Origin of the sequence: Streptomyces sp. SPB074 (assembly GCF_000154905.1) — a bacterium.
Taxonomy (GTDB): Bacteria; Actinomycetota; Actinomycetes; order Streptomycetales; family Streptomycetaceae; genus Streptomyces.
The window spans coordinates 6,086,855-6,096,651 of record NZ_GG770539.1 but is presented as its reverse complement, the minus strand read 5'-3'; the positions used below and the strand labels follow the sequence as shown (position 1 = coordinate 6,096,651).

General features: G+C 73.9%; 11 protein-coding genes and 1 riboswitch. Of the genes, 1 reads left to right on the top strand and 10 read right to left on the bottom strand.

Features of this window, described 5'->3' with window-relative positions; translation table 11 throughout:
- From SSBG_RS25875 to ribD, 10 genes are all read right to left on the bottom strand, one after another.
- Nucleotides 1–971, bottom strand: a 971-nt coding sequence (locus SSBG_RS25875) for a hemolysin family protein (protein WP_008749007.1), incomplete at its 3' end; no start/stop codon positions are given.
- Nucleotides 968–2,317: a hemolysin family protein gene (locus SSBG_RS25870; protein WP_008749006.1), complete on the bottom strand. Its 1,350-nt coding sequence runs from the start codon at nucleotides 2,315–2,317 to the stop codon at nucleotides 968–970. The genes SSBG_RS25870 and SSBG_RS25875, both read right to left, overlap by 4 nt.
- A 247-nt stretch (nucleotides 2,318–2,564) precedes the next feature.
- Complete coding sequence (locus SSBG_RS25865) at nucleotides 2,565–3,011, bottom strand: PH domain-containing protein (protein WP_037870647.1); 447 nt, start codon at nucleotides 3,009–3,011, stop codon at nucleotides 2,565–2,567.
- Nucleotides 3,012–3,077: 66 nt separating this feature from the next.
- Nucleotides 3,078–3,926 carry an ATP phosphoribosyltransferase gene (gene hisG, locus SSBG_RS25860; protein ID WP_008749004.1) on the bottom strand — a complete coding sequence of 283 codons (849 nt, stop codon included), beginning with the start codon at nucleotides 3,924–3,926 and terminating at the stop codon, nucleotides 3,078–3,080.
- Between the two features lie 95 nt (nucleotides 3,927–4,021).
- The gene (locus tag SSBG_RS25855) at nucleotides 4,022–4,294 is read right to left on the bottom strand and encodes a phosphoribosyl-ATP diphosphatase (protein WP_008749003.1); all 273 of its coding nucleotides are present in this window, start codon (nucleotides 4,292–4,294) and stop codon (nucleotides 4,022–4,024) included.
- Nucleotides 4,295–4,393: 99 nt separating this feature from the next.
- Nucleotides 4,394–4,879: a 6,7-dimethyl-8-ribityllumazine synthase gene (gene ribH, locus SSBG_RS25850; protein WP_008749002.1), complete on the bottom strand. Its 486-nt coding sequence runs from the start codon at nucleotides 4,877–4,879 to the stop codon at nucleotides 4,394–4,396.
- A gap of 45 nt (nucleotides 4,880–4,924) precedes the next feature.
- The gene (locus tag SSBG_RS25845) at nucleotides 4,925–6,271 is read right to left on the bottom strand and encodes a bifunctional 3,4-dihydroxy-2-butanone-4-phosphate synthase/GTP cyclohydrolase II (protein ID WP_008749001.1); all 1,347 of its coding nucleotides are present in this window, start codon (nucleotides 6,269–6,271) and stop codon (nucleotides 4,925–4,927) included.
- Nucleotides 6,268–6,921, bottom strand: a complete 654-nt coding sequence (locus SSBG_RS25840; protein ID WP_037870646.1) for a nicotinamide mononucleotide transporter family protein — start codon at nucleotides 6,919–6,921, stop codon at nucleotides 6,268–6,270. The genes SSBG_RS25845 and SSBG_RS25840 overlap by 4 nt, the downstream gene beginning before the upstream one ends.
- Complete coding sequence (locus tag SSBG_RS25835) at nucleotides 6,921–7,532, bottom strand: riboflavin synthase (RefSeq protein WP_008748999.1); 612 nt, start codon at nucleotides 7,530–7,532, stop codon at nucleotides 6,921–6,923. The genes SSBG_RS25840 and SSBG_RS25835 overlap by 1 nt, the downstream gene beginning before the upstream one ends.
- 1 nt (nucleotide 7,533) lies before the next feature.
- A complete protein-coding gene (ribD, locus tag SSBG_RS25830) occupies nucleotides 7,534–8,628 on the bottom strand; it encodes a bifunctional diaminohydroxyphosphoribosylaminopyrimidine deaminase/5-amino-6-(5-phosphoribosylamino)uracil reductase RibD (RefSeq protein ID WP_008748998.1) in 1,095 nt (364 codons plus the stop codon).
- A gap of 156 nt (nucleotides 8,629–8,784) precedes the next feature.
- A riboswitch (FMN riboswitch) is annotated at nucleotides 8,785–8,915 on the bottom strand.
- 114 nt (nucleotides 8,916–9,029) lie between these two features.
- Here ribD and sigJ point away from each other — a divergent pair.
- The coding region (sigJ, locus tag SSBG_RS25825; protein WP_234010646.1) for an RNA polymerase sigma factor SigJ at nucleotides 9,030–9,797 on the top strand (768 nt) is incomplete at its 3' end.

The window sequence follows — 9,797 nt, the reverse complement described above, 5'->3', positions numbered from 1 at the left end:
GGTGACGAGGCCGAGGACCCCGGCCGCTCGGGTTGGGCGACTGCGCGAGGTTGGGTCGCGGCGCGGCGCATCACGGTCAGGGCGTCGTCCAGCGGCAGCTCCGCGCGCAGCGTGATCATGCGGTGCCACAGGCGCTGGGGCACCGCGCGGTCGGGCTCGTCCAGGTCGAGGACGTCCTTGACGTGCAGGTATCCCATGAAGACCCCGCCGGTGCCGAGGACGGGGAAGCGGCTGTAGCCGGTGGCGACGGTCAGCTCCTCGATGCGGCGCGGGGTGACGGCGGGATCGACGGTGACGAGCTGGGCACGGTCGAGGAGGACGTCGGTGACCGGGCGGGTGCCGAGTTCCAGGGCGTCCTCCAGGCGTTCCTGGGCCTCCGCGTCGAGCAGCCCGGCCTGTCCCGCGTCCTCCACGAGGTGGCTGAGCTGGTCGCTCGTGAAGACGGCCTCGACCTCGTCCTTCGGCTCGACGCGGAAGGCGCGCAGGACGAGCCGGGCGCAGGCGGCGAGGAAGAGGGTCACGGGGCCGCAGACGCGGGCGAAGGCGATGAGCCCGGGCCCGAACCACAGCGCCGCCTTCTCGGGCGCGGCCATCGCGAGGTTCTTCGGGACCATCTCGCCGATGACGAGGTGGAGGAAGACGACGAGGAGCAGCGCGATGACGTAGCCGAGCGGGTGCACGAGCCCTTCGGGCAGGTGCGCGGCGGTGAAGACCGGCTCCAGGAGGTGGGCGACGGTCGGCTCGGCGACCGCGCCGAGCGTCAGGGAGCACAGCGTGATCCCGAACTGGGCCGCCGCCATCATCTTCGGCAGGTGTTCGAGGCCGTGCAGGACGCGGCGGGCGCGCGCGGAGCCGGCCGCGAGGGGTTCGATCTGGCTGCGCCGTACGGAGACGAGGGCGAACTCGGCGCCGACGAAGAAGCCGTTGGCGAGGATCAGGACGGCGGCGAGGAGGAGTTGCAGGACGCTCATCGGGCCGCCTCCAGCGCGGGCGCGCCGCTCAGCGCGGCGGTGGGCCGGGTCCGTACGAGGCGGACGCGCTCGGCGCGGTAGTGGCCGACCTGGCGCACGTCGAGCCGCCAGCCGGGCAGCTCGGCGCGGTCGCCGGGGGCTGGGATGCGGCCGAGCAGATCGGCGACGAGGCCCGCGACGGTCTCGTACGGTCCCTCGGGGACGTCGAGGCCGATGGCGCGGAGCTGGTCGACGCGGATGCCGCCGTCGGCCTCCCAGGCGGGGCGGCCCTCGTCGGCGGGGAGGGCGGCCAGCTCGGGCAGGTCCTGTCCGTCGTGCTCGTCGCGGACCTCGCCGACGACCTCCTCGATGATGTCCTCCAGGGTGACGACCCCGGCGGTGCCGCCGTACTCGTCGATGACGACGGCCATCGGCTCCTCGGTGCGCAGCAGCGCGAGCAGGGTGCGCACCGGCATCGTCTCGGGGACGCGGAGCGGGGTGCGGGTGACGCGGCTGACAGGGGTGCGCAGCCGCTCGTGCGGCGGGACGGCGAGCGCGTCCTTGAGGTGGACGGTGCCGGTGATCTCGTCGATGCGCTCGCGGTAGACCGGGAAGCGCGAGAGACCGGTGGCCCGGGTCAGGTTGACGACGTCCTCGGCGGTGGCGGAGGACTGGAGGGTGCTCAGCCGCACGCGCGGGGTCATGACCTGCTGGGCGGTGAGGTCCTCCAGCGAGAGGGTGCGCACGAACAGGTCGGCGGTGTCCTTCTCCAGCGCCCCGGCGAGCGCCGAGTGCCGGGCGAGGGAGACGAGTTCGCCGGGGGTGCGGGCGGAGGCCATCTCGTCGGCCGGCTCGACCCCGAAGCGCCGTACGAGGGCGTTCGCGGCGGTGTTCAGGAGCGCGATCACCGGGCGGAGCAGCCGCGCGAAGGCGTACTGCGGCCCGGCGACGAAGCGCGCGACCTGGAGCGGCTTGGCGACGGCCCAGTTCTTGGGAACGAGTTCCCCGATGACCATCTGCACGGCCGCGGCGAGGAACATGCCGAGCACGACGCAGACCCCGGGCGCGGCGGCCTCGGGCAGGCCGAGGGCTGTGAGGGGCCCTTCGAGGAGGTCGGCGAGCGCCGGTTCGGCGAGCATCCCGACGACGAGCGAGGTGACGGTGATGCCGAGCTGGGTGCCGGAGAGCTGGAAGGAGAGTTCCTTGAGGGAGCGGGCGACGGCGCCGGCCCGGCGGTCCCCGGCCTCGGCGGCGCGCTCGGCCTCGGCGCGTTCCACGGTGACAAGCCCGAACTCGGCGGCGACGAAGAAGCCGTTGGCGAGGATGAGCAGGAAAGCCGCCCCGAGGAGCAGCAGCGATGTGGTCATACCGCCGCCTCCGTGCCGTGAGGGAAGGGGGCGGCGCACGTACTACCGGACGATCCGTCCATTGCCGGAGAGGTTCACTCCTCTATTCGATGGGTCACCCGGGCCGGAGAGGGCGCGGGCGGCGGCGGCACTCGGCGTGTGCCGCTCCACCAGATTAATCACGATTCGGCCGTGACGGGCAGGCCCCGGGCGCCCGGATCGCACCGGGCGCGCGGGGCGGGCGGCCTCCCGGTGCGGCCGGGGGCGGTCAGTCGCGCACGGGGGCGTGCGCCTCGACCAGCGCGCTGAGGGCCCGGGCGTCGGCGACGGCTTTTTCCCGGGCCAGTCCGGGCTGGATGCCGAGCACGGGCAGGCTGGTGCCGTCGCTGAGGTCGAGGAAGGCCCAGGGGTCGCCGCCGCGCAGTGTCACCCGGACGATCTGCGGCCAGGTGAGGCTGCGGCGTGTGGTGAGGTTCACGACGGTGACGCCCTCGGCGTCGGCGACGACCTTGGGCCGCGCGAGCAGGAAGCACACCCCGGCGAGGAGCACGGCGGTGAGCACGAAGCTCGCCGCCTCCCCGCCGCCGATCCCGAGCAGGAAGGCGATCGCCGTGATGACGACGAAGATCCCGATCCCGCAGCCGATGAGGATCACCCGGGTCAGCGAAGGACGGAAGGTCGCCGGGAGCGGGGGGAGGTCGGCGGGGGCGCTCATGCGGGGCACTCGTCTTTCACGGAGGAACTGGCGCTGCGAGCATACGGCACCCCGTGCCGCGGGCCGTCAGAGCCGGCAGGCGTGGATCGCCGTCGTCAGGATGGCGCGCGCGCCGAGCCCGTACAGGTCGTCCATCACCTGCTGCGCGCCCTTCGTCGGCACCATGGCCCGTACCGCGACCCATCCCTCGTGGTGCAGCGGGGAGACGGTGGGCGATTCGAGGCCCGGCGTGAGCGCGACCGCCTGCTCCAGGTGCTCGACGCGGCAGTCGTAGTCCATCATCACGTAGCTGCGGGCGACGAGGACGCCCTGGAGGCGGCGCAGGAAGCGGTCCACGCGCGCGTCGCCGGTCTCCGCGCCGGTGCGGCGGATGACGACGGCCTCGGAGGTGAGGATCGGTTCGCCGATGACTTCGAGGCCCGCGTTGCGCAGCGAGGTGCCCGTCTCCACGACGTCCGCGATGACCTGGGCGACGCCGAGTTCGATGGCGGTCTCGACGGCGCCGTCGAGGTGGACGACGGAGGCGTCGATCCCGGCCTCTTCGAGGTGCCGGGCGACGATGCCCTCGTACGAGGTCGCGATGGTGAGCCCGGGGAAGTCCTCGGGGCCCTTCGCGGTGCCGGGGCGGGTCGCGAAGCGGAAGGTGGAGCGGGCGAAGCCGAGCGGCAGGATCTCCTCGGCGTCGGCGCCCGAGTCGAGGAGGAGGTCCCGTCCCGTGATCCCGATGTCGAGACGGCCGGAACTCACGTAGAGGGCGATGTCGCGGGGGCGCAGGTAGAAGAACTCGACCTCGTTGGCCGGGTCGACCAGGACGAGTTCCTTCTGCTCGGTGCGCTGGCGGTAGCCGGCCTCATGGAGCATCGCCGACGCAGGTCCGGCGAGGGAACCCTTGTTGGGCAGGGCGATGCGCAGCATGACGGTGACGTCCTTCTGTGGGTGACGTGAGAGGGGGCCGCCGCGCGGTGCGCGGGGCCGGGGTGCCGCGGGGGCGGCGGGGTGCCGCGGGCGGCTCAGAGGTGCGCGTAGACCTCGTCCAGGGAGATGCCGCGCGCGACCATCATGACCTGCACGTGGTAGAGCAGCTGGGAGATCTCCTCGGCGGCGGCGTCCTTGCTCTCGTGCTCGGCGGCCATCCAGACCTCGGCGGCCTCCTCGACCACCTTCTTGCCGATGGCATGGACCCCCTTCTCCACCAGTTCGGCGGTGCGGGAGGTGGCCGGGTCGGCGTGCGCGGCCTTGTGCTGGAGCTCGGAGAACAGCTCTTCGAAGGTCTTCTGGGACATGGTTTCCTCACCATACGCGCCGGGGCGGCCCCGGAGCGAAGCCGGGGCCGCCGCCTCTCATCATGCGGACGCGCAGGTCTCGTGCCGGTGGCGCGGGGCTCAGCGCCAGGGTTCCACGACGCCGCGCAGCACGGTCGCGGTGGCGACGGCGGCGGTCACGGCCTCGTGGCCCTTGTCCTCCGCGGAGCCGGGCAGGCCGGCGCGGTCGAGGGCCTGTTCCTCGGTGTCGACGGTGAGGACGCCGAAGCCGACGGGCACCCCGGTCTCGACGGCGACCTGGGTGAGGCCCTGGGTGACGCCCTGGCACACGTACTCGAAGTGCGGGGTGCCGCCGCGCAGCACGACGCCGAGTGCCACGACGGCGTCGTAGCCGCGCGAGGCCATCGCCTTGGCGGCCACGGGGAGTTCGAAGCTGCCGGGCACGCGGAGCAGGGTGGGCTCGCTGATGCCCAGCTCGCCGAGGGCGCGCAGCGCGCCGTCGGTGAGGCCCTTCATGATCTGCTCGTGCCACTGCGAGGCGATGACGGCGACGCGGAGGTCGCCGCAGTTCTTGACGTTCAGCTCGGGTGCGCCTTTACCGCTCACGCGCTGCTCCTCGGTTGATGGGTTCCATGGGTGGACGGTCGGTGGTCACTGCTGGGCGCAGGTGCCCCGCGCCCGGTCGAGCCAGGGCAGGTCGTGGCCCATGCGGTCGCGCTTGGTGCGCAGGTAGCGGGCGTTGTGCTCGCCGGCCTGGACGGGCATGGGTTCGCGGGCCAGGACGGAGAGGCCGTGGCGGGTCAGGGCCTCGCTCTTGTCCGGGTTGTTGGTGAGCAGCCGCAGGGAGCGGACGCCGAGGTCGTCGAGGATGCGGGCCCCGGCGCCGTAGTCGCGGGCGTCGGCGGGCAGGCCCAGTTCGAGGTTGGCGTCGAGGGTGTCGCGGCCGCGCTCCTGGAGCTCGTAGGCGCGCAGTTTGGAGAGCAGCCCGATGCCGCGCCCCTCGTGGCCGCGCAGGTACACCACGACGCCACGGCCCTCCTCGGTGACGCGCCGCATGGAGGCTTCGAGCTGGGGGCCGCAGTCGCAGCGCAGGGAGCCGAAGACGTCCCCGGTGAGGCACTCGGAGTGGACGCGGACGAGGACGTTCTCGCCGTCGCCGATGTCCCCGTGGACGAGCGCCACGTGCTCGACGCCGTCGGCGGTGGAGCGGTAGCCGTAGGCGGTGAAGTCCCCGTGCGCCGTGGGCAGGCGCACCTCGGCCTCGCGGCGCACGGCCGGCCCGGCCTCCAGGGGCGCGGCCTCGGTGGCGCGGCGGTGGGCGATGAGGTCGGCGATCGAGATGATGCTCAGCCCGTGCTTGCGGGCGAAGGGGACCAGCTCGGGCAGGCGCAGCATGACGCCGTCCTCGCCCGCGATCTCCACGATGGCGCCGGCCGGGCGCAGTCCGGCGAGGCGGGCGAGGTCGACGGCCGCCTCGGTGTGCCCGGCCCGGGTGAGGACGCCGCCGGGGCGGGCGCGGAGCGGGAAGACGTGTCCGGGGCGGACGAAGTCGTCGGGCTCGCTGCTCGCGGTGGCGAGGAGGCGCAGGGTCGTGGCGCGGTCGGCGGCGGAGATGCCGGTGGTGACGCCGTGCTCGCGGCTCGCGTCGACGGAGACGGTGAAGGCGGTGCCCAGGGACTCGGTGTTGCGGCGGACCATCTGGGGCAGGTCGAGGCGGTCGAGTTCGGGGCCTTCGAGGGGAGCGCAGACGAGGCCGCGGCACTCGCTCATCATGAAGGCGACGATCTCGGGGGTGGCCGTCTCGGCGGCGATCACGAGGTCGCCCTCGTTCTCGCGGTCCTCGTCGTCCACGACGACGACGGGGCGGCCCGCCGCGATGTCGGCGACGGCCCGGGCGACGGGGTCGAGGGCGAGGGAGAGTTCCTCGTCGTGGGGCCAGGGTCCCTCGCCCGGGGTCCAGGGGGTGCTGCCGGGGACGGGTTCGTGGGTGCCGCTCATGCGGGGGCTCCTTCCGGGGCGACTTCCGGTGCCGCGTTCGCGCGCGAACGCAGCCACCAGTCGCGCAGGCCCCACAGGACGAGCGCGAGGTAGATCACGTAGACGAGGCCGGAGAAGGCCAGTCCGCTGGTGAAGGCGAGCGGCACGCCGACGACGTCGACCAGCAGCCAGGCGGCCCAGAACTCCACGAGTCCCTTCGCCTGGGCGAGCATCGCGGCGAGGGTGCCGACGAAGATGTAGGCGTCCGGCCAGGGGTTCCAGGAGAGCGCGGGCACGGCGGCGAAGAGGCCGCCGACGGCGAGGGTGCCGAGCACGGTCCCGCCGAGGAGCAGTCCGCGTTCGCGCCAGGTGGCGAAGCGCACGGCGAGGGTGCCGTCCTGGGCCTCCTGACGGCCCTTCGTCCACTGCCGCCAGCCCCACAGGGCGACGACGATGACGAGAAGCTGTTTGCCGACGCCGCCGCTGAGGTGGGCGGAGAGGTAGGCGGCGACGAGGACGACGCCGGAGAGGAACTGGGCGGGCCAGGTCCACACCGAGCGGCGCCAGCCGAGGGCGAGGGCGAGCAGGCCGACGGTGTTGCCGATCGCGTCGGACCAGATGACGTGCTGTCCGAAGAGGGTGAACGCCTGGGCGTTGAGCTGGTCGAACATCACTGCTCCTCGGTGGGGTTCACGCCGTGCCGGAGCATCCGCTCGACGTACTTCGCGAGGACGTCGACCTCCAGGTTGACGGGGGCGCCGGGCTGCTTGTGGCCGAGCGTGGTGAGGGCGAGCGTGGTCGGGATGAGGCTCACGCTGAAGCTGTCCTCGCCGGCCTCCACGACGGTGAGGCTGATGCCGTCCACGGTGATGGAGCCCTTCTCCACGACGTAGCGGGCGAGGTCGCCGGGCAGGGAGACGGTGACGAGTTCCCAGTGCGCGGAGGGCTCGCGGCGCAGGATCGTCCCGGTGCCGTCGACGTGGCCCTGCACGAGGTGCCCGCCGAGGCGGCCGCCGACCGGGGTGGGGCGTTCGAGGTTGACGCGGGAGCCGGGGGCGAGGGCGCCGAGGCTGGAGCGCTGGAGGGTCTCGGCCATGACGTCGGCGGTGAACTCGGTGCCCTCGTGCGCCACGACGGTGAGACAGACGCCGTTGACGGCGATGGAGTCGCCGTGCCGGGCGCCCTCGGTGACGACGGGGCCGCGCAGCCGGAAGCGGGAGGCGTCGGCGAGTTCCTCGACGGCGACGACCTCACCCAGTTCTTCGACGATTCCGGTGAACACTTCAGCGCTCCTTGGGGGCGGTGGTGGGAACGGCGGTGATCCGCAGGTCGGGCCCGAGCCGCGTGCTGTCGCGCACGTCGAGCCGCAACGCGGCGGTGAGGGTGGTGATTCCCGCGCCGGTGAGGGCGGCGGGCCCGGCGCCGAGCAGGACGGGGGCGAGGTAGCCGACGACGCGGTCGGCGCACCCGGCGGCGACAAAGGACCCGGCGAGCCGGGCGCCGCCCTCCAGGAGGACGCCGCGCACGTCGCGCGCGTACAGCGCGGCGAGGAGCGCGGTGAGGTCGAGCCCGCCGTGCGCGGCGCGCGGGAGGCGGAGCAGTTCGGCGCCGTGCGCGGGGGCGGGGGCGTCGTCGGCGAGGGCGATCAGGGTGGGCGCCGCGTCGTCGAGGACGCGCGCTCCGGCGCGTACCGCGGTGCCCTCGGTGTCGAGGACGACGCGCAGCGGCTGGGGTGCCCCGGGGACGCCGCGCACGGCGAGGTGGGGGTCGTCGGCGCGGGCGGTGCCGGAGCCGACGAGAACGGCGTCGCAGGTGGCGCGCAGCCGGTGGACGTCGGCGCGGGCCTCGGGCGAGGTGATCCAGCGGCTCGTGCCGTCGGCGGCGGCGGTGCGGCCGTCGAGGCTCGCGGCGTACTTCCAGGTGACGTGCGGGCGGCCGAGGCGGGCGGAGGTGAGCCAGGCGGCGTTGACGTCGGCGGCCTCGGCCTCCAGGAGGCCGTGCTCCACGTCGAGACCGGCGGCGCGGAGGGTGCCGGCGCCGCCGGTGGCCTGGTCGGTGGGGTCGGCGACGGCGTAGACGACGCGGCGGACGCCGGCCTCGATCAGGGCGCGCGAGCAGGGGCCCGTACGGCCGGTGTGGTCGCAGGGTTCGAGGGTGACGAGGGCGGTGTCCACCCCGGACAGCTCCTCCGCGCGGGCAAGCGCGTGGATCTCGGCGTGGGGGACTGCCGCGCCGCTGTGCCACCCGCTGCCCGCGACCTCGCCGGAGGCGTCGAGCACGACGCAGCCGACGACGGGGTTATGGCGGGTGCGGCCGAGGCCGCGGGCGGCGAGGGCGATCGCCTCGCGCATGGCGGCGGTTTCGGCTGCGGTGGCCACCGGGTCCTCCTGCCTCTCGGGCACGGACTCCGGGGCGCTGTCGCGAGGACAGGCTTGGTACGGGCGCACATGGGCAGTGGGAGCGCCGGACGCGGACCGGGGTACGCCGACGCACGGCGTCCCGGCCTACGGCGGCGCACTGCTGCGTGCGACCCGCCGCGCACTGCCTCCCATCCGGACTTTCACCGTCGGTCCAGGAATTCCACCTGGTCAACCGCTCACTGGAAGCGAGCGGGTCGCGGACTGTAACCGCCGGTTCGGAATTACACCGACCCCGGAGTGCGCTGTTGCTGGTACGCGCACCAGTGTGCCACGCCGGGGAGAGCGGCGCGGGGTGGGATGACTCACAGCGAGATCGGGATTACGGGACGCGCGGGCCGCGCGGTGGCACGCTGTGCGCTGTGATCGCTGATTCGGTACGGGAGTTCGAGTCGGAGCGGCCCCGGTTGTTCGGGCTCGCCTACCGGATGCTGGGCTCGGCGCAGGAGGCCGAGGACGTGGTACAGGACGCCTATCTGCGCTGGGCGGGCACGGACCGCGCGACGGTGCGGACGCCCGGGGCGTGGCTCACCACGACGGTGACCCGGCTGTGCCTGACGGTCCTGGACTCGGCGCGGGTGCGGCGGGAGCGGTACGTGGAGCCGTGGCTGCCCGAACCGGTCCTCACCTCGGGCGGGGCGCTCGGCCCGATGGAGAGCGCGGAGCAGCGCGAGGAGGTGTCCTCGGCGCTGCTGCTCCTGCTGGAGCGCCTGAGCCCGCCGGAGCGCGCGGTGTACGTGCTCCACCACGCCTTCGGGTACGGGCACCGCGAGATCGCCGGGATACTCGGCCTCTCCGAGCCGGGCGCCCGCCAGCACCTGCGGCGCGCGCGGGCCCGGCTGGCGGAGGAGCGCGCCAGGTACGCGGTGGCGGGCGAGCGGCAGCGGGCCCTCGTGGAGACGTTCCTCGCCGCTTCGCGCGCGGGCGACGTGAGCGAGCTGGTGTCGCTGCTCGCGGAGGACGTGAGCTGGTGGTCGGACGGCGGCGGCAGGGTGCCGGCGGCCCGGAAGATCGTGGTGGGCCGCGAGCCGGTGGCGGGGCTGATCCGGATGGCGCTGGAGAAGTGGCTGGTGGGCGCGGAGTTCCGCCCGGCGGAGATCAACGGGGCGCCCGCGCTGCTCTTCTTCGCG

What these genes read in the sequence shown, in the direction of transcription:
- SSBG_RS25870 (WP_008749006.1), bottom strand. Translation starts at nt 2,317, where the DNA reads ATGACCACATCGCTGCTGCTCCTCGGGGCGGCTTTCCTGCTCATCCTC.
- SSBG_RS25865 (WP_037870647.1), bottom strand. Translation starts at nt 3,011, where the DNA reads ATGAGCGCCCCCGCCGACCTCCCCCCGCTCCCGGCGACCTTCCGTCCT.
- hisG (WP_008749004.1), bottom strand. Translation starts at nt 3,926, where the DNA reads ATGCTGCGCATCGCCCTGCCCAACAAGGGTTCCCTCGCCGGACCTGCG.
- SSBG_RS25855 (WP_008749003.1), bottom strand. Translation starts at nt 4,294, where the DNA reads ATGTCCCAGAAGACCTTCGAAGAGCTGTTCTCCGAGCTCCAGCACAAG.
- SSBG_RS25845 (WP_008749001.1), bottom strand. Translation starts at nt 6,271, where the DNA reads ATGAGCGGCACCCACGAACCCGTCCCCGGCAGCACCCCCTGGACCCCG.
- SSBG_RS25840 (WP_037870646.1), bottom strand. Translation starts at nt 6,921, where the DNA reads ATGTTCGACCAGCTCAACGCCCAGGCGTTCACCCTCTTCGGACAGCAC.